General features: G+C 64.9%; 28 protein-coding genes. All 28 read right to left on the bottom strand.

Annotated features, from left to right (window positions below):
- Positions 1 to 273 precede the first annotated feature (273 nt).
- Positions 274 to 942 (bottom strand): heme exporter protein CcmB, encoded by a 669-nt coding sequence (ccmB, locus tag ACW5W4_RS10635; protein WP_408797371.1) that lies wholly within the window; start codon positions 940 to 942, stop codon positions 274 to 276.
- A complete protein-coding gene (gene ccmA, locus ACW5W4_RS10630) occupies positions 936 to 1,580 on the bottom strand; it encodes a cytochrome c biogenesis heme-transporting ATPase CcmA (RefSeq protein ID WP_456689332.1) in 645 nt (214 codons plus the stop codon). The genes ccmB and ccmA overlap by 7 nt, the downstream gene beginning before the upstream one ends.
- 194 nt (positions 1,581 to 1,774) lie before the next feature.
- Positions 1,775 to 2,161 carry a DUF2802 domain-containing protein gene (locus ACW5W4_RS10625; protein WP_084205269.1) on the bottom strand — a complete coding sequence of 129 codons (387 nt, stop codon included), beginning with the start codon at positions 2,159 to 2,161 and terminating at the stop codon, positions 1,775 to 1,777.
- 103 nt (positions 2,162 to 2,264) lie between these two features.
- Positions 2,265 to 2,753, bottom strand: a complete 489-nt coding sequence (locus ACW5W4_RS10620) for a chemotaxis protein CheW (RefSeq protein WP_041993956.1) — start codon at positions 2,751 to 2,753, stop codon at positions 2,265 to 2,267.
- 47 nt (positions 2,754 to 2,800) lie between these two features.
- Positions 2,801 to 3,706: a chemotaxis protein CheW gene (locus ACW5W4_RS10615; RefSeq protein ID WP_456689331.1), complete on the bottom strand. Its 906-nt coding sequence runs from the start codon at positions 3,704 to 3,706 to the stop codon at positions 2,801 to 2,803.
- Positions 3,703 to 4,497, bottom strand: coding sequence for a ParA family protein (locus tag ACW5W4_RS10610; RefSeq protein WP_111872854.1), 795 nt, complete (start codon positions 4,495 to 4,497; stop codon positions 3,703 to 3,705). The genes ACW5W4_RS10615 and ACW5W4_RS10610 overlap by 4 nt, the downstream gene beginning before the upstream one ends.
- 4 nt (positions 4,498 to 4,501) lie before the next feature.
- On the bottom strand, positions 4,502 to 5,419 hold the full coding sequence (locus ACW5W4_RS10605; RefSeq protein ID WP_456689330.1) for an OmpA family protein: 918 nt from the start codon (positions 5,417 to 5,419) through the stop codon (positions 4,502 to 4,504).
- Between the two features lie 2 nt (positions 5,420 to 5,421).
- Positions 5,422 to 6,159: a flagellar motor protein gene (locus tag ACW5W4_RS10600; protein WP_456689329.1), complete on the bottom strand. Its 738-nt coding sequence runs from the start codon at positions 6,157 to 6,159 to the stop codon at positions 5,422 to 5,424.
- Positions 6,160 to 7,284 (bottom strand): protein-glutamate methylesterase/protein-glutamine glutaminase, encoded by a 1,125-nt coding sequence (locus tag ACW5W4_RS10595; RefSeq protein WP_456689328.1) that lies wholly within the window; start codon positions 7,282 to 7,284, stop codon positions 6,160 to 6,162.
- A gap of 32 nt (positions 7,285 to 7,316) precedes the next feature.
- Complete coding sequence (locus ACW5W4_RS10590) at positions 7,317 to 9,491, bottom strand: chemotaxis protein CheA (protein WP_456689327.1); 2,175 nt, start codon at positions 9,489 to 9,491, stop codon at positions 7,317 to 7,319.
- Positions 9,492 to 9,646: 155 nt separating this feature from the next.
- Positions 9,647 to 10,387, bottom strand: a complete 741-nt coding sequence (locus ACW5W4_RS10585) for a protein phosphatase CheZ (protein ID WP_427261283.1) — start codon at positions 10,385 to 10,387, stop codon at positions 9,647 to 9,649.
- 10 nt (positions 10,388 to 10,397) lie between these two features.
- Positions 10,398 to 10,769: a chemotaxis response regulator CheY gene (gene cheY, locus ACW5W4_RS10580; RefSeq protein WP_425320766.1), complete on the bottom strand. Its 372-nt coding sequence runs from the start codon at positions 10,767 to 10,769 to the stop codon at positions 10,398 to 10,400.
- 122 nt (positions 10,770 to 10,891) lie between these two features.
- Positions 10,892 to 11,608: an RNA polymerase sigma factor FliA gene (locus ACW5W4_RS10575; protein WP_408797386.1), complete on the bottom strand. Its 717-nt coding sequence runs from the start codon at positions 11,606 to 11,608 to the stop codon at positions 10,892 to 10,894.
- The gene (locus ACW5W4_RS10570) at positions 11,601 to 12,485 is read right to left on the bottom strand and encodes a MinD/ParA family protein (protein ID WP_041993984.1); all 885 of its coding nucleotides are present in this window, start codon (positions 12,483 to 12,485) and stop codon (positions 11,601 to 11,603) included. The genes ACW5W4_RS10575 and ACW5W4_RS10570 overlap by 8 nt, the downstream gene beginning before the upstream one ends.
- The gene (gene flhF / locus ACW5W4_RS10565) at positions 12,478 to 13,905 is read right to left on the bottom strand and encodes a flagellar biosynthesis protein FlhF (RefSeq protein ID WP_456689326.1); all 1,428 of its coding nucleotides are present in this window, start codon (positions 13,903 to 13,905) and stop codon (positions 12,478 to 12,480) included. The genes ACW5W4_RS10570 and flhF overlap by 8 nt, the downstream gene beginning before the upstream one ends.
- Positions 13,906 to 13,921: 16 nt before the next feature.
- The gene (gene flhA / locus ACW5W4_RS10560; RefSeq protein ID WP_456689325.1) at positions 13,922 to 16,024 is read right to left on the bottom strand and encodes a flagellar biosynthesis protein FlhA; all 2,103 of its coding nucleotides are present in this window, start codon (positions 16,022 to 16,024) and stop codon (positions 13,922 to 13,924) included.
- 234 nt (positions 16,025 to 16,258) lie between these two features.
- Positions 16,259 to 17,389, bottom strand: a complete 1,131-nt coding sequence (gene flhB, locus ACW5W4_RS10555) for a flagellar biosynthesis protein FlhB (protein WP_427261281.1) — start codon at positions 17,387 to 17,389, stop codon at positions 16,259 to 16,261.
- A 56-nt stretch (positions 17,390 to 17,445) separates the two neighbouring features.
- A complete protein-coding gene (gene fliR, locus ACW5W4_RS10550) occupies positions 17,446 to 18,243 on the bottom strand; it encodes a flagellar biosynthetic protein FliR (protein ID WP_408797394.1) in 798 nt (265 codons plus the stop codon).
- Between the two features lie 19 nt (positions 18,244 to 18,262).
- The gene (gene fliQ / locus ACW5W4_RS10545) at positions 18,263 to 18,532 is read right to left on the bottom strand and encodes a flagellar biosynthesis protein FliQ (RefSeq protein ID WP_041993999.1); all 270 of its coding nucleotides are present in this window, start codon (positions 18,530 to 18,532) and stop codon (positions 18,263 to 18,265) included.
- Between the two features lie 10 nt (positions 18,533 to 18,542).
- The gene (fliP, locus tag ACW5W4_RS10540) at positions 18,543 to 19,316 is read right to left on the bottom strand and encodes a flagellar type III secretion system pore protein FliP (protein ID WP_408797396.1); all 774 of its coding nucleotides are present in this window, start codon (positions 19,314 to 19,316) and stop codon (positions 18,543 to 18,545) included.
- Positions 19,303 to 19,680 carry a flagellar biosynthetic protein FliO gene (fliO, locus tag ACW5W4_RS10535; RefSeq protein ID WP_456689324.1) on the bottom strand — a complete coding sequence of 126 codons (378 nt, stop codon included), beginning with the start codon at positions 19,678 to 19,680 and terminating at the stop codon, positions 19,303 to 19,305. The genes fliP and fliO overlap by 14 nt, the downstream gene beginning before the upstream one ends.
- A complete protein-coding gene (gene fliN, locus ACW5W4_RS10530; RefSeq protein WP_041994010.1) occupies positions 19,677 to 20,072 on the bottom strand; it encodes a flagellar motor switch protein FliN in 396 nt (131 codons plus the stop codon). The genes fliO and fliN overlap by 4 nt, the downstream gene beginning before the upstream one ends.
- A gap of 42 nt (positions 20,073 to 20,114) precedes the next feature.
- Positions 20,115 to 21,185, bottom strand: a complete 1,071-nt coding sequence (gene fliM, locus ACW5W4_RS10525; protein WP_041994013.1) for a flagellar motor switch protein FliM — start codon at positions 21,183 to 21,185, stop codon at positions 20,115 to 20,117.
- 7 nt (positions 21,186 to 21,192) lie between these two features.
- Positions 21,193 to 21,711, bottom strand: a complete 519-nt coding sequence (fliL, locus tag ACW5W4_RS10520; protein ID WP_427261278.1) for a flagellar basal body-associated protein FliL — start codon at positions 21,709 to 21,711, stop codon at positions 21,193 to 21,195.
- Between the two features lie 56 nt (positions 21,712 to 21,767).
- Positions 21,768 to 23,627, bottom strand: coding sequence for a flagellar hook-length control protein FliK (locus tag ACW5W4_RS10515; RefSeq protein ID WP_456689323.1), 1,860 nt, complete (start codon positions 23,625 to 23,627; stop codon positions 21,768 to 21,770).
- Positions 23,628 to 23,716: 89 nt separating this feature from the next.
- Positions 23,717 to 24,157, bottom strand: a complete 441-nt coding sequence (gene fliJ, locus ACW5W4_RS10510) for a flagellar export protein FliJ (RefSeq protein WP_408797403.1) — start codon at positions 24,155 to 24,157, stop codon at positions 23,717 to 23,719.
- 38 nt (positions 24,158 to 24,195) lie between these two features.
- Complete coding sequence (gene fliI, locus ACW5W4_RS10505) at positions 24,196 to 25,527, bottom strand: flagellar protein export ATPase FliI (protein WP_456689322.1); 1,332 nt, start codon at positions 25,525 to 25,527, stop codon at positions 24,196 to 24,198.
- A gap of 27 nt (positions 25,528 to 25,554) precedes the next feature.
- Positions 25,555 to 26,355: a flagellar assembly protein FliH gene (fliH, locus tag ACW5W4_RS10500; RefSeq protein ID WP_456689321.1), complete on the bottom strand. Its 801-nt coding sequence runs from the start codon at positions 26,353 to 26,355 to the stop codon at positions 25,555 to 25,557.
- Positions 26,356 to 26,483 lie beyond the last annotated feature (128 nt).

Genomic DNA, 26,483 nt, shown 5'->3' with positions numbered 1-26,483 from the left:
GGCGCCGCCTACCTTACTCACTGCTCCCGGCGTGCAAATACCCCGAAAGAAATAAGCGGCACTCTCCTTGATCCATCGCAACCTATTGGCCCGCAAAGGGCGGCGTCGGGCCCGGCAGGCGCGCGCATTATCCCCGACCAATGCCAACCCAGGGTGAACGGGGTCGGCGAAAAGGGTCGATATCTCCTCACGCCCGTCAGTTCACTCTCATTCACTGCGCCGCCGAGACCACGAACGGGGTCGGCGAAGAGGATCGATATCTCCTCACGCCCGTCAGTTCACACTCACCCGCAGCGCCGCCGAGACGGCGAACGGTGTCATGGTCAGGGCCCCCGCCAGCATGGCCCCCAGGATGGCGAGCTGGCCACTGTAGGGCAACCCCATGCTCGCCGCCTCGATGGCCGAGGTGGCGAAGATGAGCACAGGGATGTAGAGCGGCAGAATGAGCAGGCTGAGCAGCACGCCCCCCTTGCGCAGCGCCACCGTCAGGGCCACGCCGATGGACCCCAGCAGGCTGAGGATGGGGGTGCCCAGGGCCAGGGTCGCCGCCATGGCGAGCCAGGTGTGCATGTCCAGGGAGAGCAGCACGGCGATGAGGGGCGAGATGAGCAGCAAGGGCAGCCCGGTCAGCAGCCAGTGGGCCGTCACCTTGGCCAGGGCCAGCAGGCCCAGGGGATGGGGCATCAGCATCATCTGCTCCAGGGCGCCGTCGGCAAAATCATCCCGAAACAGCCGCTCCAGGGAGAGCATGGCCGCCAGCAGGGCCGCCACCCAGATGATGCCGGGGGCGATGCGCGCCAGCAGCTGGGGCTCGGGGCCTATTCCCAGGGGGAAGAGGGTGATGACGATGAGGAAGAACCAGAGCGGATTGAGGATGTCGGCCCGCTGGCGAAACGCCATCAGCAGCTCCCGCCGGATCAGGGTCAGCACGGCGTTCAGCATGCGGCCTCCATGGGGCGAGGCGCGAGGGAGAGGGTCTTGATCCGCCCCTGCATCAGACTCATCTCCTGGTGGGTGGTGAGCACCACCATACCGCCGCGCTCGGCATGGTCCAGCATCAGCCGCTCCAGCACCTTGACCCCCTGCTTGTCGATGGCGGTGAAGGGCTCGTCAAGCACCCAGAGCGCCGGGCGCTCGCTCAGCCAGAGCCGGGCCAGGGCCACCCGCCGCTGCTGCCCCGCCGAGAGCTGGGCGCTGGGGTAATCCTCGAAGCCAGCCAGACCCACCCGGGCCAGGATCTGCCACAGATCCGCGCCCTCGGCATCGGCCTGATGCAGCCGCTGGTAGAAGCCGAGGTTCTCGAGGGGGGTGAGCCCTCCCTTGACCCCGGGCTGATGGCCCAGGTAGAGCAGCTGGCCGTGATATTCGTCGCGGCAGTGGCGGATGTTCTCGCCATTCCAGCGCACCTCGCCGGCAAACGGCTGGGACAGGCCGATGAGCAGGCGCAGCAGGCTGGTCTTGCCCACCCCGTTCGGGCCCTCGATTTGCAGCAGATCGCCGGGGGAGACGGAGAAGGAGAGGTGCTCAAACAGGGTGCGATCTTCACGCACGCAGCCCAGATTGTGAACGTCAAGCAGCATGGGGACGGGTTCAGATGAAAAAGGAGCGGCCTGCATCTTAACACAGTATTGGAATGGGTCTTTTCAAAGATGGGCAACCGGCGTCGGTTTTGTGGGGGAGATCCCGCTGCGGGCGATTCCCTTGCCGGCGAGCGTCGGGACAGGGGATCACGGCGGGAGAAAAGACAACGGGAAGGCCGCAGCCTTCCCGGGGATCAGGGTCGACCCTTTCGCAATGAGATCAACAACTCGGCTTCCGCCTTCGGCAGTTCGCACTCGTTCATCACCTCGTCCAGATCCGCCCCCAGCTCCACCATCTTGGCGGCGCGGCTGTAGAGCCGGCGATCCGGATCCTGCAGGGTCAGCTCCTGCTGGCGATCCCCCAGCTGCTGCGCCAGGGTCTCGACCCCTTGCAGCCGCTGGCCCATGCCGATGGCCCCGCTGTGCAGCTCCATCATCTGCTTGCGCAGACTCTCGAGCTGCCCCTGCAGGGCCGCCGCCTTCGCCTCGGACTCCTGCCCGGCCCGGCGCGCCTGGCGCCATCCGGCCAGTGCCACCCCCAGCGCCAGCAGGGACAACCCCAAGGCAATCGCTTCAACTATCAATGCGTCATCCTCATCTGCTCGCGCCAGGCTCAGGCCCGGCGCACGGGCCGGCATCGCCCCGGCAAAGGGGATCAACCGACCTCATCCATTGGCCGCAGCCTTAGAGGGAGCCGATATCGTCCCACTCTTCGTCTGACAGCAGCTTGTTGAGATCCACCAGGATCAGCAGTTGGCCATCGCGATTGCTGACCCCCTGAATGAACTTGGCGCTCTCCTCGGTGCCCACGGCGGGCGCCGCGTCTATCTCGGAGGAACGAAGGTAAACCACCTCGGCCACGCTGTCGACCATGATGCCGATCACCTGCTTCTCCGCCTCTATGATGACGATGCGGGAGTTTTCGCTCACCTCACCGCCGGGCAGGCCGAAACGGGAGCGGGTGTCGATGACGGTCACCACGTTGCCGCGCAGGTTGATGATGCCGAGCACATAGTCGGGCGCGCCGGGCACAGGGGCTATCTCGGTGTAGCGCAACACCTCCTGCACCTGCATCACATTGATGCCATATGTCTCGTTCTCGAGCTGGAAGGTGACCCACTGCAACACTTCGTCTTCCGCCAGGTTCTGGGCAATATTGCGCTTTTCTGTCATGTCTTGTTCCTTGTATGAAAACGTCTCGTTCCGGCGAAGGGTGGCGATCAGCGCCCCGTGATATTGACGCCCCGCGCCAGCAGTACCAGCAACTCCCTGACGTGAAGCAGGGCACACATCTTCTCCTTGACCATGCCGGCGAGCCAGGGGCGCTTGCCCTCCTGGTGGCGCCACTTGACCTGATCCCGATGCAACAGTTCGGTCCCTTTCAGGTGGTGGCAGGCCAGTCCCCAGTTGGACTCACCCAGCATGATCAGATATTGATAATCGGTTACCTCGAGCTCCTGATCCGGCATCACCCAGAGGGCGGTATCCACCACGCTCATCTGCTGCTCGCGCTGGGTCATGATGCCACGATACCACTTGGGCTGACCAAACAGGGCGCTGACCTCCCCCAGTTGATGAATGCCGCCAAGCTCCATCAGGGGCACGGCGAAGGTGACCCCGGCCACCTCGAAGAAGAGGGCCTGAAACTCGTTGCCCACCTCGATGTTCTGCCAGGCCTCCGGCGCCGGGGCGACCACGGCGGCCTCGAGGCTGGCGGTCTGCACCTCGGGCGGGGCGAGCGGCGCCACCTCCATCAGCCCCTGGGGGGGCACTGTCTCGACTGCGGTCTCGATCTCCACCCTGGGCTCGGGCTGGGCCGCCAGCGCACTCGGCACAGGGCTAGCCTCGCTCGCCAGGGCGAAGGCGTCGCTCTGCGCCTCCTGGCCCAGGGCATCCATGTCGACCCGCACCTTGCTCACCTGGGCCAGCAGCTCGCTCAGCTGGGCCCTGCGCTCGGGCTCCACCTCGGCATAGGGGGCGGCGGCGCGCTGGCGCAGCGCCAGGGGCTGACGGGCCGGGGCCAGGGTCGGCGCCTCCTCTTGCAGCAGCTCCTCTTGCAACAAATCATCGATCAGCAGGGAATGGAAATAATCATCCATCGCCCGGGTCTGGGTGATTTCACTCATACCACCACCTCCTGCACCCGTTTACGCTCCAGGGCGTCCAGGTGGGTCAATAACGTTTGATAGGCATAACAACCCCGGCTGCCGGGGGCAAAGATCGAGGGCGGCATGTGCTGCAGGCTGGCATCCCGAAACTTGGTGTCGATGGGGATGACGGCATTCCACACCGCCTCGCCATACTGCTCCTTGATGGACTGCAGCGTCATCAGGGAGGCCCGGGTCCGCTTGTCAAACATGGTCGGGATCACGGTGAAGCGGAACTTGTCGCGCTTGGAACGCTGCATGATCTCGAAGGTCTTCATCATCCGCTCCAGCCCCTTCAGGGCCAGGAATTCGGTCTGCACCGGCACCAGGATGCGATCGCAGGCCGCCAGGGCATTGACCATCATGACCCCCAATACGGGTGGGCAGTCGATCAGCACATAATCATAGCTGTCCTGGATGCGCAGCAGCGCCCGTTTGAGCACCAGCCCCATCCCCTCCCGATTGCCCATCACCCTGTCCAGGGTGGCCAGGGTGATGGAGGCCGGCAGCAGGCTGATGTTGTCGAACCGGGTCTTGAGGGTCACCTTGTTGACCAGTTCGGCACTGGGCTTGACCGCCTGGAACAGCTCGTAGAGGGTCCCCTCGAGCCGATCCGAGTCATAGTCGAAATAGGAGGTGAGGGAGGCATGGGGATCCGTGTCGATCAGCAACACCCTGTGCCCCTTCTGGGCGAGGATCCCGGCCAGTGAGACGACTGTGGTGGTTTTACCTACCCCACCCTTTTGATTGGCAACCGCCCAGACAATCACAGTGTTAATCCTGTCTCGTGGTAATTCGTATGCCGCCGCCCGGTAAGGCAATGACGTTGATGTCCTGTGCGTCCGGCCGAGGCGCCGCCGCTTCGCGCCTGGCCATGACGGGCTCGGGGGCCGGGGCGACCGGGGCCACCCAGCGCAGGCGGGAGATGGCGACCACCACCTGGCGATTCTTGGCCCTGCCGGCCTCGGTTTCATTGCTGGCGAAGGGGGAAAACTCGCCATACGCCTCGAAGGCCAGCCGCTCCGGCCGCACGCCCTCGGCAATGAGGGCGCCGAGCACCGCCTCTGCCCTGGCCGCGGACAGCGCCCAGTTGGAGCTGAAAATCTCATTATGGATCTGCTGGTTATCGGTATAGCCCCTCACCCTCACATAGTTATCGACCGGTTTGAGAATACTTGAGAGGCTATTGAGCAGGGGCGAGGCATTGGGCCCCATGAAGGCGCTGCCGCTCGAGAACAGCAGCGCCGAATCCAGGGCGATATTGAGCCACTCCTCGTCCCGCTTGATGTCGATGAGACCGGCATCCTGCAAGGGGGCCAGCGCCTTGCGCAATCGATCGTCCAGCTCGGCCAGGGGCTCTCCCTCCTGGGCGATGGGGACCCCGGAGATGGGGGCCAGGGCGCTCGCCTGGGCCTGGGCCGCCTCGGCGAGCAGGGGCTTGCCCGAGGCGCCGGCCGGGGGCAGGATGGCGGGGCCTTCCCGCTCCAGCAGCCCCTCCCCTTGCAGGGGGCGCCCCTCGAAAGCCTGGGTCATCCCCTCGATCACCGCCCGGTACTTGTCCTTGTCGACCATGGCCACCGAATAGAGCACCACGAACAGGGCGAAGATCAGGGTCATGTAATCGGCATAGGAGACCAGCCAGCGGTCCAGCTGCTCGTGGCCCCTCAGGTGAAGACGATAGCGCTTGCGCATGCTCACTCCCCCTTGAGGTAACTCTTGAGCCGCCGCTCCAGCTGCAGGCTGTTGTCGCCATGGGCGATGGCCAGCAGCCCCTCCAGGGTCATCTCCTGATAGAGGCCATAGTGGTAATGAAAGGCGCGCAGCCTGTTGCCCAGGGGCAGGTAGATCAGGTTGGCAAAGCCCACCCCGTAGATGGTCGCCACGAAGGCCACGGCGATGCCGGCGCCGAGCGCCGCCGGATCCTCCAGGTGAAACATGGCCTGAATGAGGCCCAATACCGCCCCTATGATGCCGATGGTCGGGCTATAGCCCCCCATGGCCTCGAACACCCGGGCCGCGTGCTCGTTGCGCTCCTGGCTGAGGTCGATGTCGGACTCGAGCAGCTGGCGCATCTGTTCCACCGGCACCCCGTCCACCAGCATGGCCAGCCCCTGGCGGGTGAAGGGATCCGTCTCCTCGTCCGCCGACGCCTCCAGGGCCAGCAGCCCCTGCTGGCGAGCCAGCTGGGCCCAGCGTTGCAGCCGCTCCCCCTGGCGGGCCAGATCCCAGGCCGGGGGATTGAACACCCAGCCGAGTTGGGCGCAGGCTTGCAACAGATACTGGCGCGGGGTCTGCAATATCACGGCTCCCAGGGTGCCTCCCACCACGATGAGGAAGGCGGGACCGTCGAGCAGGGTCTGCAAGCTGCCCCCATGCCACCACTGGGCGAGGGCGATGGCCACCAGGGCCAGCAACAGACCGAGCCATCCCATCTAGCGGCCCAACTCGACCAGGATGCGCTGGGCGACCCTGTCCAGGGGCAGGGATTCGGAGGCGATGCCCGCCTTGGCGACCGCCTGGGGCATGCCGTAGACCACGCAGGAAGCCTCGTCCTGGGCCCAGATGGTGGCCCCCTGCTCCTTGAGCAGGCGAGCCCCGTCACGGCCATCGGCCCCCATGCCGGTCAGCACTATGGCCAGCACCTTGTCGCCATAGGTCTTGGCGGCGGAGGCGAAGGTGATGTCGACACAGGGCTTGTAGTTGACCTTGTCGTTGCCGTCGATGATGCGAAGACGGGCGCCGGCGCCGCGTCCCTCCAGCAGCATCTGCTTGCCCCCCGGCGCCAGATAGGCGTGACCGGGCTTGAGCACGTCGCCATCCTGCGCCTCCTTGACCCCGATCTGGCACAAGCCGTTCAAGCGCGCGGCGAAGGCGGCGGTGAAGGTGGCCGGCATGTGCTGGATCAGCAGGATCGGATGGGGGAAATCCAGGGGCAGCTTGGTCAGCACGTTTTGCAAGGCGACCGGACCGCCGGTGGAGGTGCCGATGGCCACCAGCTGATAGCTCTTGCCGCTGCGCTTGAAGCTGGCGGCAGGCTGAGGCCGCTCGGCCAGCACGGGGCGCTCGGCCAGCGGGGAGCGCTCGCGCAGGGCGGTGGCGGGCGCCGCCTTGGCGATGGGGGCGCTCGCCACCGGTTGCGGGCGGGCGGACATCAGGAAGCGTTTGCGGGCTATCTCCTTGACCCGCTGCTGCAGCAGGCGCACCGCCTCGTCCTTGTCACGGGCGATGTCTTCGAACTTCTTGGGCAAAAAATCCAAGGCCCCGGCGTCCAGGGCATCCAGGGTGGAGCGGGCCCCCTCGTGGGTCAGGGAAGAGAACATCAGTATGGGGGTGGGGCACTTGGCCATGATCTCCCGCACCGCACTGATGCCATCGAGCACGGGCATCTCTATGTCCATGGTGATGACATCGGGGCGCAGGGCGATGGCCTTGTCCACCGCCTCACGGCCGTTCTGGGCCGTGTCGATGACGGTCAGCTGGGGATCCTGATTGATGATCTCGCTGACCCGGCGGCGGAAGAAGCTCGAATCGTCGACGACTAATACCTTGACTGCCATTGTTATTTTTCTAACTCCTTGGACCCGAAGGATTATTGTCTGCGCGCATAGGCCTTGAGCAGGCTGGGCACATCGAGGATGAGCGCGATGCCGCCATCACTGGTGATGGTGGCGCCCGCCATGCCCGGCGTGCCCTGCAGCAGGTTGTCCAGCGGCTTGATCACCACCTCTTCCTGCCCGATGAGATTGTCGACCACGAAGCCGACCTGCTGGGTCCCGATCTGGACGATGACCACGTGGCCCGACTCCTGGTTGCCCGGGCGTCTGGCGCCGCGCATCAGCCACTTGTGCAGGTAGAACAGGGGGATCGCCTTGTCGCGCACTATGATGGTGAGCTGGCCGTCCACCACATTGGCCTTCTTCAGGTCCAGGTGGAAGATCTCGTTGACGCAGCCGAGCGGCAGCGCGAAGGTCTGCTCCCCCACTTCGACCATCAGGGTCGGCAGTATGGCCAGGGTCAGCGGCACCTTGATCTCGAGGCGGGTGCCCTTGCCGAAGGTGGAGTCGATGTGCACGGAGCCGTTGAGGCTGACGATGCTGGTCTTGACCACGTCCATGCCGACGCCGCGGCCCGAGATGTCGGAGATCTCGGCCTTGGTGGAGAAACCGGGGGCGAAGATCAGGTTGTAGGCATCGGTGTCGCTCATGCGCGCGGCGCTGTCGGCATCGAGCACGCCACGGCTGATGGCGATGGACTTGAGCTTCTCCGGATCCATGCCGGCGCCGTCATCCTCGATGCAGAGCAGGATGTGATCCCCCTGCTGGGAGGCGCTCAGGGTGATGGTGCCCTGACGGGGCTTGCCCGCCTTCTCCCGCACGTCCGGCATCTCGACGCCGTGGTCGCAGGAGTTGCGCACCAGGTGAACCAGGGGATCGGCCAGGGCCTCCACCAGGTTCTTGTCAAGGTCGGTCTCCTCCCCCACCATGACCAGTTCGATCTCTTTTTTCAGGCTGCGGGCGAGGTCGCGCACCACCCGGGGGAAGCGGCCAAACACCTTCTTGATGGGCTGCATGCGGGTCTTCATGACCGCCCCCTGCAGATCCGCCGTCACCACATCCAGGTTGGCGACCGCCTTGGACATCTCTTCGTCGTTGCTGGCGATACCGAGGCTCACCAGGCGGTTACGCACCAGCACCAGCTCCCCCACCATGTTCATGATGACGTCGAGGGTCTTGGTGTCGACCCGCACCGTGCTGTCGCTCTGGACGGCGGCGGCGTTCTCGGGGGCCGCCGGCTTGGGCGCGGCCTTGCCGGCCAGAGGGGCCTGAGCGGCGGCAGGGGACGATGGCTGGACGGCCGCCTTGGCGGCCACCGGGGCCGGCGCGGCGGGAGACGATGGCTGGGCGGCCACCGGCTCGACCCGAGTCGGGGCCGATGCCGGGGTCGCCGACTTCATGGTGACGGCGGGGCCCTGGCCACGGCCATGGAGCTCGTCGAGCAGGCGCTCGAACTCGTCATCATCGATGAGGGCATCCACCTCGCTTTGCACCGACTGCAGCGGATTGGGGGTCGGAGCCCCCAGATGCTGGCCCTGACCATGGAGTTGATCGAGCAGGGCTTCGAATTCGTCGTCGGTGATGTCGCCGCTGGCCGCGGGGGCCGGGGCGGGAGAAGGGGCGGCCTGGGTCGGCGCGCCGCCGGCTCCGTGCAGCTCGTCGAGCAGGCGCTCGAACTCGTCGTCGGAGATCTCGTCTATGGTGCCGCCACCGCCGGCCAGGGGCGCAGGGGCGATCTCGGGTTCAGGTTCAGGTTCGGGTTCGGGGGCGACCACAGGGGCCGCACTGGCGCTGGAGACGCTCAGCAGCTGCTCCTCCCCCTGGGGCTTGCACAGCTCATGGAGATCGTGCAGCAGCTCGGGAGCGGCGGCGCTGATCGGCTCACGGTTCTGGACCTGGGCGAACATCACATTGATGGCATCGAGGGCCTGCAGGATCACGTCCATCAGCTCGGCGCTGAGGGTTCGCTTGCCGTTGCGCAACATGTCGAACAGGTTCTCGGCCCCATGGCAGACGTCCACCAGCTCGGTCAGCGACAGGAAACCGGCGCCCCCCTTGACGGTGTGAAAACCGCGAAAGATGGCGTTGAGCAGGTTCTTGTCGTCGGGGCGCTTCTCGAGTTCGACCAGTTGTTCAGACAACTGTTCCAAAATTTCGGATGCTTCGACCAGAAAGTCTTGCAGTATGTCTTCATCAACTTCGAAGGCCATTCGTCACTCCATTAGAATCCGGGGTTGAACAACTGATCCGTCCCTGTCACAGGGGGCTCTGGGCGGAGGCTGCCTGCCTCGTCTCCCATCGGGACGCGGCAGACGGCACAACAGAGCCCTGTATCTCATCGAGCGCGAGCCCGGGCGGCAGACCGTTAAAATCCGAGGCTGGACAGCAGATCGTCCACATCATCCTGACCGTTGACCACGTCGCTGCGGGTATGCGGATTCATGATGGGGCCTTCCGCCTCAATGCCGTTGATGGGCGCCTTGGGGGCACTCGGTTCGGCCGAGGCGTCCCCGAACATGGTCAGCATCTCGATAAGCTTGGTCTCGACCTCCTGCACCAGGGTGATCACCCGGCGGATCATTTGGCCGGTCAAGTCCTGGAAATCCTGAGCCATCAGGATATCGGTCAGCAGTTGTCGTAATTTATCGGCATCGGATTCGGAAGCCTTAATAAAATCATCCAGTTGATGGCAGAGTGCCTTGAACTGTCCCAGGCCGAGTTCCCGCGACATCAGGGCCTGCCAGTTCGGCAGTACCAACTGGATATTGTCATTGAGGCGATCGGCGATGGGCAGGCTGGCCTCGACGGCATCCATGGTGCGATTGGCCGCCTTGTCCGTCATGTCGATGACATAGCTGAGCCGCTCGCGGGCATCGGGTATCTCCTCGTTGGCGAGGGAGGGCAGCCTGGGGTCGAGCTGGAAGTCGCGCAGGGAGTCGTGCAACTGGCGGGTCAGCTGGCCGACCTTGTCGAACAGGGCGGCCGCATTGGGGGCGCAGATGTCGGCGAGCAGGTCGTCGGCCGACTCGAACTCGCCCTGTTCCAGGTGGGCGACCAGCCTTCTCGCCTGCTCGAGGGAGATAATGGCACTCGTTTTGGCCGTCATGGCGGACCCCTTAGCCGATCCGCTCGAAGATCTTGTCGAGTTTCTCTTTGAGGGTGGCGGCGGTGAACGGCTTGACGATGTAACCGTTGACGCCGGCCTGGGCCGCTTCGATGATCTGCTCGCGCTTGGCTTCGGCGGTGACCATCAGCACCGGCAGGTGCTTGAGCTTGTCGTCGAGGCGGATCGCCTTGAGCAGGTCGATGCCCTGCATGCCGGGCATGTTCCAGTCGGTGACCACGAACTGGTAGTCGCCATTTTTCAGCATGGGCAGCGCCGTGTTGCCATCGTCCGCCTCATGGGTGTTATTGAAGCCGAGATCGCGCAGCAAGTTCTTGATAATCCGGCGCATTGTCGAAAAGTCATCGACGATGAGGATTTTCATGTTCTTGTCCAAATTTTCCTCCTAGATAGCCGCCAGGGCGGCTCACTCATATGATGCGTTAGCGCAGGTTGCAGGGTGCGGATTATGCCTGAGAGTCGGGGGCCAGTGTAGCCATGACACGCTTATGCGTGCCAATCTCGCAGGCGAGCACGCAATCTGTGCATCGCCTGGCTGTGGATCTGGCTCACCCGAGACTCACTTACGTTCAATACTTCACCAATCTCGCGCAGGTTCAACTCTTCGTCGTAGTAGAGGGAGAGCACCAGGGCTTCCCGCTCCGGCAGACGGCCTATGTTCTCGGCCAGGGCCGCTTGGAAGCGTTCCGCCGCCAGCTCGTCGAAGCCGAGGTTGTTGCCCGCCTCCGGTCCGCCGATGACGTCTTCACTCACCCCCAGATCCTCGATGCCGATGATCTTGCCGCAGGAGACATCCTGCAGCATGGCGTGATACTCGCCAAGGCCCACCCCCATATAGGCGGCCACCTCGGTGTCGCGGGCATCGCGGCCATGGGCCTGCTCCACGTTCTCGATGGCGTCCGCTATGGTGCGGCTGTTGCGGTGAACCGAACGGGGCACCCAGTCGCCACGGCGGATCTCGTCGAGCATGGCGCCGCGAATGCGGATGCCGGCATAGGTCTCGAAACTGGCGCCCTTGCTGCCGTCAAAGTTGCGAGAGGCCTCGAGCAGCCCAATCATACCTGCCTGGATCAGGTCATCCAGCAAGACACTGCTCGGCAGACGAGCCAACAGATGCTGGGCGATCCGTTTCACCAACGGAGCGTGGCGCTCCACCAGCACATAGGAATCCTGATGACGCAGGTAGGCTTGGGCTTTATTCACGAGATCCTTCCTCTGTGATGGCCGGTTTTTGCAGCAGATTTTCCAGGAAGAACTCCAGGTGACCGCCCGGCTGGTGCGGGATGGGCCAGCTGGCCGCCTTGTTGGCCAGGGCGCGGAACGCCAGGGCGGCCGGCGACTTGGGGAAGGCCTCGACGATCAGTTTCTGCTTGCGCACCGCGGCACGCAAGTTGGTGTCATAGGGAATGCAGGCGACCAGCTCCAGGGAGGTATCGAGGAAACGGTCGGTCACCCGGGTCAGCTTGGCATAGAGCTCCTGGCCTTCTCGCAGGGAGCGCACCATGTTCGCCACCACCTTGAAGCGGAACACGCCGTGATCCTTGGAGAGGATCTTGATGAGGGCGTAGGCATCCGTGATGGAGGTGGGCTCGTCGCACACCACCACCATGATGTCTTGCGCGGCGCGGGTGAAGCTAAGCACCATGTCGGAGATGCCGGCGGCCGTGTCCACCAGCAGGATGTCGACCTGGGTCTTCATCTCGCTGAAGGCACGGATCAGCCCCACGTGCTGGGCCGGCGACAGCTCGACCATGGACTGGGTGCCCGAGGTGGCCGGCACTATCATCATGCCGTAGGGCCCCTCGACGATGATGTCGTCCAGGGTGCACTCCCCCGCCAGCACGTGGGAGAGGTTGCGGTGCACCCTCAGCCCCAGCATGACGTCGACGTTGGCCAGACCCAGGTCAGCATCCAGCACCATCACCCGCTTGCCCTGGGCCGCCATGGCACCGGCCACGTTCAGGGTGACGTTGGTCTTGCCGACGCCCCCCTTGCCACCGGAGACGGCGATCACTTTCACTCGGTTATTTGAACGCATTTTGCGCAGACCACTCGCCTGATCCATAGGTATGTTACTCATAAGAATCTGAATCCTCGCCCTCACCAAACCCCGCGCCCCAGAAGTAGGGCTCTTCGCTCTCCCGGTCCAGCGACCCCATGGCCGCGCCGACGAGCTGGGCCGCGTTGGCTATCTGAATATCTTCCGGAACCCGCTGACCATCGGTGATGTAGCTGATGGGCAACGCATTCTGGATACACACATTGATCACTTCCCCCAGATTGATGCTCTCGTCCAGCTTGGTGAGGATGCAGCCGGAGAGGGGAATGCGGCGAAAGTGATCCATGGCCTCCTGCATGACCCGGCGCTGGGATGTCGCCGACATCACCAGGTAGCTGCGGATCTGCACCTTGGCACTCTTGACCAGGGTGTCGAGCTGCTCGGTCAGCCTGACATCCCGCTGCCCCATGCCGGCGGTATCGATCAATACCAGACGGCGGTGGCGGAATTGATAGAGGGCGCTGGCCAGCTCCTCGGCATCGCGCACCTGGCGCACCGGGCAGCCCATGATGCGCCCATAGGTTTGCAGCTGTTCGTGGGCGCCGATCCGGTAGTTGTCCGTGGTGATGAGCGCCACCTGCTCGGCGCCATATTTCATGGCAAAACGGGCCGCCAGCTTGGCGATGGTGGTGGTCTTGCCCACCCCGGTCGGCCCGAGCAGCGCCACCGCGCCCCCCTGGCGCAGGATCTCGTCCTCGCTCACCTTGAGCTGGGCGGTCAGCACCTCGGCCAGCTGGGCCAGGGCCTGATGAATGGACATCTCTTCCGGGATGAGACCCGCCAGCTGATCGGCGAAGGCATCATCGAACCCTATCTTCTTGAGCTCCTTGATGAGCAGGGCCCGCATCGGCTCGCGGCGTTCCACCTCCTGCCACATCAGGCCGGAGATCTGGTGCTCCAGCAGCTTGCGGATGGAGGCCATCTCCTGGCGCATCCCTTCCATCTCCGGGTCGCGCTGGGGCTGGGGTGCCCGCGCCGGTGCGGGTCTGGCCCTGGGCTTGGCCGGTTGCGGGGCGGCCCAGTTGCCCTGCTCCGCCAGGGTACGGGGCGCCTCGGCCGCCTGGGGCGCCGGACGCCCTGCCCCCAGTCCGCTCGACTGGTTCGGGGTCAGCTGCTGCTGACGGGCCAGCAGGGCGGCCAGGGTATCGGCATACTGCTCATTGCGGCTCTGGCCGCCGGCGGGCGCCTCGCCGCGCCCGGGGGCCGGTCGCGCCACCTGACGCGCCGCAGACGAAATATTGACGCTCTCTTCGTTCAACTGGCGGCGAACCGGCACATCCCTCGGGATCGTGACCTGGGATTGATAGTCGATGGCGGCGACGATCTCGACCCCGCCGGTGACCTTTTTGTTGGACATGATGACGGCGTCCGGCCCGAGAGTCTCTTTGACCTCGGCCAGGGCCGTGCGCATATCCTTGGCAAAAAACCGCTTAATCTTCACCCGTCATCTCCGCTAACTAGTGCTGCCCTACCGCGCTGACAATACGGATCTGCTTGTCATCCGGTACTTCCTGATAGGACAGGACGCGCAATCCTGGAATGGCATTCTTGACAAACTTGGCCAGGGTATTTCTCAGGATCCCCGATGTCAGAAGCACCGCCGGTTGACCTTCCAATTCTTGCCGCTGGGTGGCCTCGAGCAGGGAGCGCTGCATCCGCTCCGCCAGGCCCGGCTCTATGCCGGCCCCTTCGCCCCCACCCGCCTGCAAGGATTGATGCAATATACGTTCCAACTCTGGCGCCAAGGTGATGACGGGCAACTCGGGATCCGGGCCCGCTATCTCCTGCACGATGAGGCGACGCAGGGCGATGCGGCAGGCCGCGGTCAACACCTCGGGATCCGGGCTGCGGGGTCCGTATTCCACCAGGGTCTGCAGTATGGTGCGCATGTCGCGAATAGGCACGCCCTCATTGAGGAGATTCTGCAACACCTTGACCAGGTTGCCCATGGTGATCACCTCGGGAACCAGCCCTTCCACCAGCTTGCTCTGATGTTTTCCTATCATGTCCAGCAGCTGCTGCACCTCGTCATGGCCGAGCAGCAGGGCCGCCTGGTTGGAGAGGATCTGGCTCAGGTGGGTGGCGACCACGGTGGCGGCGTCCACCACCGTATAACCCAGGGTCTGGGCCTGGGAGACCTGATCCTTGCCGACCCAGACCGCCTCCAGCCCGAAGGCGGGGTCCTGGGTGGGGATGCCCTGGATCTGGCCGAACACCTGGCCCGGGTTGATGGCCATCTCCTTGTCGTGGTAGACGTTCGCCTCCCCCGTGCTCACCCCCATCAGGGTGATGCGGTACTGGTTCGGCGCCAGATCCAGGTTGTCGCGGATATGCACCGCCGGCACCAGGAAGCCCAGCTCCTGGGAGAGCTTCTTGCGTACCCCCTTGATCCGGTTGAGCAGCTCCCCGCCCTGGCTCTTGTCCACCAGGGGGATGAGCTGATAGCCGACCTCGAGGCCAATGATGTCCACCGGCATGACGTCGTCCCAGCTCAAGTCCTTCTGCTCCACGGGCGCATCCCCGTTGGCCGGCAAGAGTTCACCGCTCGCCGCCTTGGCCTGGTTCTGCTTCTCCCGGCGCAGCAGCCACCAGGCACCGGCCGCAGCCACGGCCCCCAGACTCAGGAAGGCCAGGTGCGGCATGCCGGGCACCAGCCCCATCATCAGCAGGATGCTGGCAGAGATGACCAGGGCCTTGGGATTGTCGAACAGCTGGCCCAGCATGGCGGTGCCCATGTCCTGATCCGTGTTCTGGCGGGTCACTATGATGGCGGCGGCGATGGAGAGCAGCAGGGAGGGGATCTGGGCCACCAGGCCGTCACCGATGGCGAGCAGGGTATAGACCTCTGCCGCCTCGCCGAAGCTGAGCTGGTGCTGCATCATGCCGATGATGAAGCCGCCGATGATGTTGATGAAGAGGATCATGATGCCGGCAATGGCATCCCCCTTGACGAACTTGGAGGCACCGTCCATGGAGCCATAGAAGTCCGCCTCCTGGGTCACATCGGCGCGGCGCTTGCGCGCCTCCTCCTGATTGATGAGACCGGCGTTCAGGTCCGCATCGATGGCCATCTGCTTGCCGGGCATGGCGTCCAGGGTGAAGCGGGCGCTGACTTCAGAAATCCGCCCGGCACCCTTGGTGACCACCACGAAGTTGATGATGACCAGGATGAGGAAGACGATGATGCCCACCGCATAGTTGCCACCGATCACCACGTTGCCAAATGCCTCGATCACATGACCGGCGGCGTCGCCCCCGTTGTGACCCTCCAGCAGCACCACCCGGGTCGAGGCGACGTTGAGGGCAAGTCGCAGCAGGGTCGCTATCAGCAGCACGGTGGGGAAGGCGGCAAATTCCAGGGGACGGCGGGTATAGACGGCCACCAGCAGCACCACGATGGAGAGGGCGATATTGAAGGAGAACAGGGTATCGAGCATCAGCGGCGGGATGGGCAGCATCACCATGCCGAGGGAGGCCAACACCAGCAGCGGCGTGCCGAGCCCCTTGCCCACTATTCCGCGGTACGCTTTCAATCGGCCCAATGATGCCCGCACTGTCATGACGATTCTCAGTTCTTGATCCCAGATGAGAGGGATTAAAGCAAACATCGAGCCAATAAAGCAATTTACTGATTTGTAATGCTTTTATTTTGACTGTGTCAGAAGTTTGTCAGCTGCGGCCTGACGAGGGCGCTTGCGGGGGATGCCAAGAGGCTGCGGGCTGCGGCCCTGGCGTGACTTGCGGTATTCCGGCGCAATGAGCAGGTCCCTGTCCAGAGACGGTTGGCCAAGACGTCACTTGCGGTATTCCGGAGGTATGGGCAGGTCCTTGCCCAGGGGCTGCGGGCGACGGCCCCGGCCACGGCGGAACTTCTTGAGCTGATAGACATAGGCCAGCACCTGGGCCACGGCGGCAAACAGCCCCTCGGGGATCTCCTGGCCAATCTCGGCGCTGTGGTAGATGGCACGGGTCAGCGCCGGGGACGGCAGTATGGGGATCTCGTACTCCCGGCCTATCTCGCGGATCTTGAGCGCGACCTCGTCCACCCCCTTGGCCAGCACCTTGGGCGCCGCCCCCGGCTTGCCCTGATCGTATTGCAGCGCCACCGAGTAGTGGGTCGGGTTGGTGATGATGACATCGGCCTTGGGCACGTCCCCCATCATGCGCCGCGCCGCCATCTCCATCTGCAGGCGCCGGATTCGCCCCTTCACCTCGGGCTTGCCCTCTGAGTCCTTGTACTCGTCCTTGACCTCCTGCTTGGTCATCTTGAGCTGGCGGGCATGGTTCCAGCTCTGGAAGGGGACGTCGATGGCGACGATGGGCAGCAGGGCGCAGCAGAGGATGATCAGCATCCACAAAAACAGCTCGAGGGCATCGATGATGCCGCCGGGAAAGGCCTCCAGGGAGAGGTTGAGCAGGTGGTCGAACTGGCTCGACAGCATCCACCAGGCAAACAGGGTGATGAACAGGACCTTGGCGATGGACTTGACCAACTCCACCAGGGATTGCACCCCGAACATCCGCTTGAGACCGGCGAGGGGGCTGAGCTTGCTCCACTTGGGCATCATGGCCTGACTGGAGAAGTTGAGGCCGCCGAGCAGGGTATTGCCGATGAAGGCCGCCAGGGCCACCAGGGCGAACAGCAGACCCAGGGGGAACACCACCTCGCCGATCAGGGTCGGCACCATGGTCCACATGGCGCTGGGGTCGAACGCCTGCTCCCGCTCCAGGGTAAAGCCCATGGTCATCACCTTGAGCATGGCGGTGGCCAGGGACTCCTTGACCATCAGCAGACCGAACACGGCGGCCAGCAGCACGCTGGCGGTGCCCAGCTCCTTGGAGCGGGCGATCTGCCCCTTCTCCCGGGCCTGTTGTAATCGCTTGCCCGTCGCCTGTTCGGTACGTTCCTGATCGGTATCAGCCATGGTGGCCTGCCTCCCGTGAGCAGGGGGCCGTCAGGGCCAGGGTCAATGCCCCTCCTTCAACCATGGGCGCCCCCCAGACACTGGGTCTCGATGAGCTGGCAGCCGGTCTCCTGCACCCGCTGCCAGAGGGCATCGAAGTGGCCGAGGAAGCCGCCTATGGTGAGCCAGAGGATGAAGAGCCCCGAGATCATGCTGACCGCAAAGCCGATGCTGAAGATGTTGAGCTGGGGGGCGGCCCGGGTCATGACCCCGAAGGCGAAGTTGATGAGCAGCAGGGCGACGATGGCGGAGAGGGACATCACCAGGGCCGCCTGGAACATGACGCCGAGAAAGCCCGCCAGGGTGCGCAGGGAGGCGACCGAGAGACCGCCATTGCCCACCGGCAGGGTATCGAAGCTCAGGATCACCATGCGCAGCATGATGAGGTGACCGTCCAGGGCGAGGAACACCAGGGTCGCCAGCATCAGGTAGAACTGGCCCACCACGGGGGCGGACTGGCCGTTCATGGGATCCACCAGGGAGGCGAAACCCAGGCTGGTCTGCATGGAGATCACCTGGCCCGCCATCACGAAGCTCTCCATCAGAAACTGAGTCATCAGGCCGAGGGCCACCCCGATCAGGATCTGCTGGCCGAGGATCAGAAAACTGCCCAGGGAGAAGAGCGCCACCTGGGGCATGGGGGGCAACAGGGGGGCGATGAGGAAGCTGATGGCCAGCGAGAGCCCCATGCGCACATGCATGGGGGCCAGCTTGCTGCCAAACACCGCCATCACCATCAGCAGGCTGCTGATCCGCGCCAGGGGCCAGAGCACGGAGGCGAGCCACTCCAGGATGAGCTGGCTGGAGAAGGTCACGACCCCTGCCCCGCGCCGCTCATCCCACCACCTCGGGGATCTGGCTCACCATCAGCACGAAGAAGTCCATCAGGCTCTGCAGACCCCAGTGGGCACCCGCTCCCAGGGCCAGCAGGGTCACCACCAGCCGGGGCAGGAAGCTCAGGGTCTGTTCGTTGATGGAGGTGGCCGCCTGGAAGATGGCGACCACCAACCCCACCATCAGGCTGGGCAGGATCACGGCACACACCATGATGGTGACCAGCCAGAGCGCCTCTCGAAACACGTCGACGAAGGTTTCCGGTGACATGGCGCCTCCCTTATCCCGCGCCCAGGCCGAAGCTGTTGGCCAGGGATCCCAGGATGAGGTTCCAGCCGTCCACCATGACGAACAGCATCAGCTTGAACGGCAGGGAGACCAGCATGGGAGAGAGCATCATCATGCCCATGGCCATCAGTATGCTGGCCACCACCAGGTCGATGACCAGGAAGGGCAGAAACAGCATGAACCCTATCTGGAAGGCGGTCTTGAGCTCGCTGGTGACAAAGGCCGGGATCAGCACCCGCAGCGGTACCTCGGCGGGGGTCTCCACCTGCACGTTGGCTATCTCCATGAAGGTGTTGAGATCCTTGATGCGGGTCTGGGCCAGCATGAACTGGTGCAGGGGGAGCTGAGCCTTCTCCAGCGCCTCCTGGGTGGTGATGGTCTCGGCCAGATAGGGTTGCAGCGCCTCCTCGTTGATGCGATCCAGCACCGGGGACATGATGAAGAACGACATGAAGAGGGCGATGCCGATCAGCACCTGGTTGGAGGGACTCTGCTGCAGGCCGATGGCCTGTCTGAGGATCCCGAGCACCACTATGATGCGGGTGAAGGAGGTCATCATGATGACCACGGCCGGCAGGAAGGAGAGGGCCGTCATCAGCGCCAGCACCTGCAGGGTCAGGCTGTACTCCTGACTGCCGTCGGCCAGGGTGGTGACGGTCACCGCCGACATGCCATCCTGGGCCAGGGCCAGGGGCGAGAGCAGCAGCAACAGCCAGGGCCAGCGTCTCATCCCGGGGAGGCAGTTTGTCCCGTTACTCTTTGTCATGGCGTGCCATCAGCTTGCCCAGTTGCTGGGCGAAGGCCTGAGGCTGACGCTCATCGAGCGGCTCCTCCAGGCGATAGAGGAAATTGACCTGCTGGGGGGTGACGCCGATCAGCAGCTGCTGCTCCCCCACCTTGACCACCAGCAGCTTCTCCTTGTAACCGAGGGGCAGGCTGGCGATCACCTTCATCTGGCCGCCCCCGAGCTGGGCGGTCAGCTTGCTCTTCTTGAGCAAAAACCCCAGCACCAGGATGAGGCCGATGACCATCAGGCTCGACAGCAGCCAGGAGGTGAGGCTCGGCGCCGTGGCACTGGCCTGCGCCAGGGCGGGCAGCGGCAACATCAGCAGGATGGCGGCTCGGATCATTTGAGTTTCTTGATCCGCTCGATCTGGCTGATGACATCGGTCAGCCGAATGCCGAACTTGTCATTGACCACCACCACTTCGCCGTGGGCGATCAGGGTGCCGTTGACCAGCACGTCCAGGGGCTCGCCGGCCACCCTGTCCAGCTCCACCACGGAGCCCTGGTTCAGCTGCAGCAGGTTGCGGATGCTGATCTGGCTGCGACCCACTTCCATGGCGATGGTCACCGGGATGTCGAGTATGGTGTCGAGCTTGCGACGCTCCTCGGCACTGATGGGGGCATCGTCCCTCAGCTCCTCGAGGGGAGCCGGCTTGACCTCGGCGGTGACCTGCTCTTCCAGGGCGGCGGCCCAGGCGTCGGCCATCAGATCCTGCTCGTCTTCGGGTGTGCTCATCTTACTTCCTTACGGTTCATGATTGGACGGGCCCCTGGCCTGTCATCGGTTTGGATCATCGATGCTGCGCTCGAGCTCTTCGAGCTCGGCCTCGCCATCAATGCGCACGCCGCCACGGGTGACCAGGTGCATCTCGGTCTTGACCCCGTCCGGTCGCTTGAGTTTGTCGACAATCTTGAGCGCCACATTCTCCTTGGTGCGCCCCATCTTGGCGTGGAAGGTGGGCAGGTCCTCCACATAGACCAGCAGGTTCTCGGGCATCTCCACCGGAATGATGTCGCCGGGTTGCAGCTCCATCAGCTCGCGCAGGGAGAGCTCTGTCTCCAGCAGCTTGGCCTTGAGCTCCACCTTGACGTCCATGATCTCGTCGCGCAGGGCCTTGCTCCAGCGCACGTCGGTGTCACCCTTGTCGCTCTGCACACCGGCATCGAGCAGCTCGCGGATGGGTTCGAGCATGGAGTAGGGCATGGCCACGTGGAAATCGCCGCCGCCGCCGTCGAGCTCGATGTGAAAGGAGCTCACCACTATCACCTCGGTGGGGCTGACGATGTTGGCCATGGCCGGGTTCACCTCGGAGTCGAGATACTCGAAGCCCACGTCCATCACCGGCGCCCAGGCATCCTTGTAATCCTCGAACACCAGCTTGAGCAGCATCTGTATGATGCGCCGCTCGGTGGGGGTGAATTCGCGCCCCTCGATCTTGGCGTGGTAGCGACCGTCGCCGCCGAAGAAGTTCTCCACCAGGATGAAGACGAGGCGCGCCTCCATGGTGATGAGGGCCGTCCCCTTGAGGGGGCGAAAGCGCACCATGTTCAGGCTGGTGGGCACGAACAGGGTGTGGACATACTCGCCGAATTTCAGCATCTGCACGCCGTTGATCGACACCTCGGCGGTGCGCCGCATCATGTTGAACAGGCTGATGCGCATGTGGCGGGCGAAACGTTCGTTCACCAGCTCCAGGGTGGGCATGCGTCCCCGGACGATGCGATCCTGGGAGGAGAAGTCGAACTGGGTGATGCCAGGATCCCCGGCCGCCCCTATCTCCTCCTCTTCGACATCGTCGACCCCGTGCAACAGGGCATCAATTTCGTCCTGACTTAACAGATCGCTCACGCTTCACCTACTGCATTACAAAGCCGGTAAACAGCACTTGTTCGATTACGGGGGAAGAGGTCAGATCCTTGAGGACCCGACGGCACTCTTCCAATGAGTCATTGCGCAATTTTTCCTTGCCCTCGAAGGTGACCAGCTGCTCGGCGCTGGCGGCGCTGAACACCCGCAGCAGGGTCCCCTCGATCAGGGGCACATGCTGCTTGGCGAGGGCTTCACTCGGGGCGCCACGCACCATCAGCTGCACCTTGATCTGCACCAACCGATCCCGGCTCTGGCCCGTCACGTTGAACACGAAGGGGCGCGGCATCCCCACATAGAGGGCGGGCTGGGTGGCCGGATCCTGGGGCTGGCCGTCGGTCTGGGCGCTGGTCTGGGCCTTGGCGGCCTCGTCACCGCCCGAGAGCAGCAACCAGGCGGCCACACCGCCGCCGATGAGCAGCACCACCAGGATGGCGGCCAGGATGATCATCTTCTTTTTCTTGGCCGCCGCCGGATCCTGGAGCGTCAGTTCGCTATCGTCTGCCATCTCTTGTCCACCCTCAATCAAACTTGTTCGATATCATAAACTTAACTTGGGGCGCATCAAGCATAGAAATCAATTCCGCTCTCGTTTGCCGCATCCATGGACAAAGTGAGCCGGGTGACACCGGTTTCCCCCTCATGCTGGCTCGGCTGACGACCTTCGCCCCCCTGGCCCTGGCCTCCCTGTTGGGAGAAGCCGCCCCCCTGGGTCTGCTGCTGTGATCCGGGCTGGCCCTGCTGCTGGGGTTGCTGCTGCACCGAGGTCTGACCGAGGGAGAGCCCCTGCCCCGCCAGCATCTCCCTGAGCCTGGGCATGGCCTGCTCCAGCATCTCGCGGGTCTGGCCATGTTGTACCACGAAGTTGACGCTGGCCTGGTTGTCCTGACCAAGCTGGATCTGGATCTTCATCTTGCCAAGGCCGAGGGGGTCGAGCTGGATCTCCGCCTGCTGCAACTTGTCAGCCAGCATGACGTTGACCCTCTGCTGCAACTCGGCCGGGGCATCCTGGCTCGCCAATTTCAGATGGGGCAAGGCGGCGGCCTCGGCCCTGGGCTGGCCGGTGGGCGCCGTGCCGATCCGGGTCTCCCCCACCGCGGCCTGACTTGGCGGCTGGCCGGCGGCCTGGGCCTCCTCTTCCCGCTTCGGCTCGGCGGCGGCCTCGCCCCGGGTCAGGCTCGCCAGCCTGCCCCTGGCCCCCAGGGGGGCCCCTTTCTGAGCCTGCTTAGTGGCGCCATCCATGGCCGCGGCCGCGTCGCCCTGGGGCAGGCTGGCCAGGGGGGCCTGGCTGCCCTGGGACTGGGCCTGGGCCAGCACTTGCTGGGGCGCAGCCAGGGTCGGCGCCACCGCCGGGTTCGCTCCGGAGGCTGCCGGGGCCTGGGCTGCAATCTGGGGTGCGACCCTATCCTTGCCTGGCGCCTCCTGGCGAAGGCCGGACTCGGTCTGGCTCAGGGCCTGCTCCCCGTCGGCGGCAGCCTGCTCCTGGCCCGCCTGCCGGGCGACGCGATTGCCGGCGGCATAGGCATCGGCCGGGGTGCTGACCTCAGGCTCAGGGGACATTTCTGGCCCCCTCTCTGGCGTCTTGTCGGCCGTCATCTCGGTTGTCTTGCCAGCGCCCTGGTCGGCAGCCATATGAGTTGTCTCGTCGACGGCCACATCGGGCGTCTCGCCGCTCGTCATGCCGGTGACCATGCCGGTCGTCAAGGCGCCGTCCAGCCGGACGGCCTCACCCACCCTGGGGGGAGCCTGCGTACCAGAGGCCTCGTCCGCTTCGCCGGCCAGGGCCTCGTGATCCCCTGCCGCCCCGAGCAGGGCTGAGGCCAGGGTTGCTTCGGTTTCCTTGGTGTTCTGGGTTGCCTGGGTTGCCTGATTTACCTCGGCGGCGCCCTCCCCCTGCCCAAGGCGTTTGGACTCACCATCGGCCTGGGCAGCCCCCCTGGCGGCGGGGAGCGCGGAGCCAGGCGGCAAGGCATTGCCATCGCGCTCCTCCCCAAGGCTCGCGGCCTCGCCCGGGGCGACCAGACGGGTGTCCTGATTGAGGGAGTCTTGCAGGTGAACGAGGAAGGGGTTGCCGGCCATGATGGCAGAGGCGTCATCCCCGGAGAGGCCCGGGGTGCGCCCGCCGTCGGCGTCATCGGCCTGACCGTCGGATGCCACCGGCACGGCGTCAGTCTCTTGACGCCCGGCAGCGGGCGGCAAGGCGCCCGGCTCCCTGTCCGCGGCGGCCAGGGCGACCTTCTCTTCCTTGACCTGCCCCTTGACCGGGGTGGCTTCGCCCCCGTGTCGATACTGACTGATCAGCTCGGCAAAGTCGGCCTTGTCACCGTCCAGGACGGCGCCGTCAGCGGACCGCGCCAGCCCTGGCGCGGCAGGCTTGTCACCGCCGATCGGCGGGGAAGTGGGGGTCAACAGTGTCTGCATCATCCTGGATTCCGGGGTCTGGGCGCCGATAAGGCCTGGTTGCATCGAGATGGGGTCACGCCTGGGCGCGCCATCGAACAAGACAAAGCAAGTTACAGGCCAGAATGCAGGGTTCGGCTACGCAGGGCGAACTCATCCAGCATTTTCTGCTCCTGGCGCTGGGCCTGCTGCCGGGCCCGATCGGCCTGCTTGTCCAGCAGCAGGGCCACCGCCTTGCGCCTCTGCTGGGCCGCCAGCCACTCCTCCCGCCGCTGGCCCAGGGCCTCGCGGATCTGCAGCACCCCCTCGTACTGCTGGGTCGCCGCCTGCTCCAACTTGTTGATGAAGGCGTGATACTGGGCATTCTGCTGGGCCTTGATCCCCTGCAGGCCGCGGTCGGTCCACTGCTGGTGATAGATCTGGCGGTACTGGTTGAGGGCGTCCTGCTGCTGCAAGAACAGCTTGAGATCCTGCTGGGCCTTGGCCAGGGCCAGGGCGGCCTGCTGCTCGGCCGCCTCGAGGCGCTCGGCCAATAACATCAATCCCTTGCTCATCAACTACCTCATGCTGCTCGGCGCGGGGCGGATCCCCATTACTGCATCAGGGGCATGGCCACCAGTTGCAGGGCTTGCAGGCCATCGTCGTAGTGGATGACCTCGCGCATGCCTTGTTGCAAGAAGCGATCCAGATAGGGTTTCTGATTGATGGCCCGATCGATGCGCGGATCCGCCCCCTGGCTGTAGGCGCCGATGGTGATGAGATCCCGGTTCTGCTGGTAGAGGGAGTAGTACTGCTTGAGGGCCCGAGCCAGCCCCTGATGTTCGGCCGAGGTGACCTGGGGCATGACCCGGCTGATGGATTTCTCGATGTCGATGGCCGGGTAGTGGCCCGAATCGGCGAGTTCCCGCGACAGCACTATGTGGCCGTCCAGGATGGCCCGGGCGGCATCGGCGATGGGGTCTTGCAGATCGTCCCCCTCGGTCAGCACGGTGAAAAAGGCGGTGATGGAGCCCTGGCCGTCGTTGCCGTTGCCGGCCCGCTCCACCAGCGCCGGTAATTTGGCAAACACCGAGGGCGGGTAGCCCTTGGTGGCGGGAGGCTCCCCCACCGCCAGGGCGATCTCCCGCTGGGCCTGAGCATAGCGGGTGAGCGAGTCCATCAAGAGCAGCACGTTGAGCCCCTGATCCCGGAAATACTCGGCGATGGCGAGCGCCGTCTCGCACCCCTTGAGTCGCATCAGGGGGGAGGCATCGGCCGGGGCGGCCACCACCACGGCGCGCTCGCGCCCCTCGGCGCCAAGGATCTCCTCGATGAACTCCTTCACCTCCCGGCCCCGCTCGCCGATGAGGCCGACCACCACCACGTCCGCCACCGAGCCCCGGGTCATCATGCCGAGCAAGACCGACTTGCCGACCCCGGAGCCGGCGAACAGCCCCATGCGCTGACCCTGACCCACTGTGAGCACCGCATTGATGGCGCGCACCCCCACGTCCATCGGCCTGTGGATGGGGCGACGGGCCAGGGGGTTGATGCGGGTCTGGGCAAATTGCACCGTCTGGGCGGCGAGGATGGGGCCCAGGCCGTCCAGGGGCTGGCCGATACCGTCGATGACCCGGCCGAGCAGGTTCATGCCCACCGGGATGCCGTGCTCCTCGGTGACGGGCACCACCCGGGCGCCGGGAATGACCCCCTTGAGCTGTTCGCTCGGCATCAGGAACAGGCGATCGCCGGAGAAGCCGACCACCTCCGCCTCCAGGGTGCCATCCTGGGTATCGATGCGGCACAGGGCGCCGATGGCGGCCCGGCACCCCACCGCCTCCAGGGTCAGGCCCACCACCCGCGTCAACTTTCCGGCGACCGGGGTCTTGGGGGCGATCTCGCCGACCCGGTATCGTTGCAGTCGTTGGGAAAGGCTGTTGCTCATCACTCGATCCTCATGAAGGGGCCCAGGCTAGTCGTGCTGGTTTTCCCGCAGGAAGTTGCGCAGCAGCTGGTCGATGCGCCCACAGAGGGTCAGATCCACGCTGGAGAGTTCGGTGGCGAGCTGAAGATCGCCGGGCACCAGGGTGGGATCGCTCTCGAAGCGCCATTGGCGCCGCTCGCACTCCTCCTCGCCAAAGGCCGCCACCACCCGCTGGATGTCATCCGGATGCAGGGAGAGGGTGACTCCCTGGCGCGCGGCGGGCAGCAGGGCCAGCCCCTCCTTGAGGGCGCCCAGCAGCAGGGCCGGCGAGGTCACCGCCTCCTGCTTGATCAGGGCCCGGGCCAGCTGCATCACCAGGGCGATGAGCTGCTGCTCCACCCCGGCGTCCAGCTCGGCCAGGGGCTCGGCCAGGCGGGAGGCGAGCAGGCGCCAGTGGGCCTGCTCCTGCTCCACCTGCTCGCGGCCCAGGGCCAGCCCCTCCTCCTTGCCCTGGGTCATGCCCGCCTCGTGACCCTGCTTGAGGCCCTCGAGCTTGCCCTCCTCCAGGCCCTTGGCAAAACCGGCGGCCTGGCCCTCGGCCATGCCCTCCTCCCAGGCGGCCTGGCGGATGGCCTCCAGCTCCTCGGCGGTGAGGCTGGGGGCGGGCTCGGGCGCCGGCTCCTCGGCTACGACCTCCTCCTCCTGGCGATACCAGTCCGGCGTCAGGCCGAGGGCATTGGTCTCCACCTCGGCGGCCACCTCCATCTCGGGCCAGCCCCAGGTCTCGATCTGGGTGCCCGCCGTATCCGGTCGCATGTAGCCGCGCAGCTTGCTGTTCTTGTCATTCATGCTCTAGAGGCACTCCCATCTGACACCCTTCATCGGGACTGGCGCCCCGTGCATCACGCCGTCATCACGCCATACCTGCCTGGCGCAGGGCCTCAGGCAGCGGCCCGTTCATCCCCCAGGCAGGCCGG

The sequence above is a fragment of the Aeromonas crassostreae genome, assembly GCF_054052445.1.
Note: the sequence above shows the minus strand (reverse complement) of the source record. Positions and strands in the feature narration are given on the sequence as shown.

Bases quoted from the DNA above. Each gene is read 5' to 3' on its own strand.
- ACW5W4_RS10615 (WP_456689331.1), bottom strand. From the start codon at position 3,706: ATGAGTGAAATCACCCAGACCCGGGCGATGGATGATTATTTCCATTCC.
- ACW5W4_RS10590 (WP_456689327.1), bottom strand. From the start codon at position 9,491: ATGGCCTTCGAAGTTGATGAAGACATACTGCAAGACTTTCTGGTCGAA.
- fliL (WP_427261278.1), bottom strand. From the start codon at position 21,711: ATGGCAGACGATAGCGAACTGACGCTCCAGGATCCGGCGGCGGCCAAG.
- ccmB (WP_408797371.1), bottom strand. From the start codon at position 942: ATGCTGAACGCCGTGCTGACCCTGATCCGGCGGGAGCTGCTGATGGCG.
- fliJ (WP_408797403.1), bottom strand. From the start codon at position 24,157: ATGAGCAAGGGATTGATGTTATTGGCCGAGCGCCTCGAGGCGGCCGAG.
- fliI (WP_456689322.1), bottom strand. From the start codon at position 25,527: ATGAGCAACAGCCTTTCCCAACGACTGCAACGATACCGGGTCGGCGAG.
- ccmA (WP_456689332.1), bottom strand. From the start codon at position 1,580: ATGCTGCTTGACGTTCACAATCTGGGCTGCGTGCGTGAAGATCGCACC.
- ACW5W4_RS10605 (WP_456689330.1), bottom strand. From the start codon at position 5,419: ATGCGCAAGCGCTATCGTCTTCACCTGAGGGGCCACGAGCAGCTGGAC.
- fliQ (WP_041993999.1), bottom strand. From the start codon at position 18,532: ATGTCACCGGAAACCTTCGTCGACGTGTTTCGAGAGGCGCTCTGGCTG.
- ACW5W4_RS10595 (WP_456689328.1), bottom strand. From the start codon at position 7,284: ATGGCAGTCAAGGTATTAGTCGTCGACGATTCGAGCTTCTTCCGCCGC.
- ACW5W4_RS10600 (WP_456689329.1), bottom strand. From the start codon at position 6,159: ATGGGATGGCTCGGTCTGTTGCTGGCCCTGGTGGCCATCGCCCTCGCC.
- fliP (WP_408797396.1), bottom strand. From the start codon at position 19,316: ATGACAAAGAGTAACGGGACAAACTGCCTCCCCGGGATGAGACGCTGG.
- fliH (WP_456689321.1), bottom strand. From the start codon at position 26,355: ATGAATGACAAGAACAGCAAGCTGCGCGGCTACATGCGACCGGATACG.
- cheY (WP_425320766.1), bottom strand. From the start codon at position 10,769: ATGAAAATCCTCATCGTCGATGACTTTTCGACAATGCGCCGGATTATC.
- ACW5W4_RS10515 (WP_456689323.1), bottom strand. From the start codon at position 23,627: ATGATGCAGACACTGTTGACCCCCACTTCCCCGCCGATCGGCGGTGAC.
- flhA (WP_456689325.1), bottom strand. From the start codon at position 16,024: ATGACAGTGCGGGCATCATTGGGCCGATTGAAAGCGTACCGCGGAATA.
- fliO (WP_456689324.1), bottom strand. From the start codon at position 19,680: ATGATCCGAGCCGCCATCCTGCTGATGTTGCCGCTGCCCGCCCTGGCG.
- ACW5W4_RS10585 (WP_427261283.1), bottom strand. From the start codon at position 10,387: ATGACGGCCAAAACGAGTGCCATTATCTCCCTCGAGCAGGCGAGAAGG.
- fliN (WP_041994010.1), bottom strand. From the start codon at position 20,072: ATGAGCACACCCGAAGACGAGCAGGATCTGATGGCCGACGCCTGGGCC.
- ACW5W4_RS10570 (WP_041993984.1), bottom strand. From the start codon at position 12,485: ATGAGTAACATACCTATGGATCAGGCGAGTGGTCTGCGCAAAATGCGT.
- ACW5W4_RS10620 (WP_041993956.1), bottom strand. From the start codon at position 2,753: ATGACAGAAAAGCGCAATATTGCCCAGAACCTGGCGGAAGACGAAGTG.
- flhB (WP_427261281.1), bottom strand. From the start codon at position 17,389: ATGGCTGATACCGATCAGGAACGTACCGAACAGGCGACGGGCAAGCGA.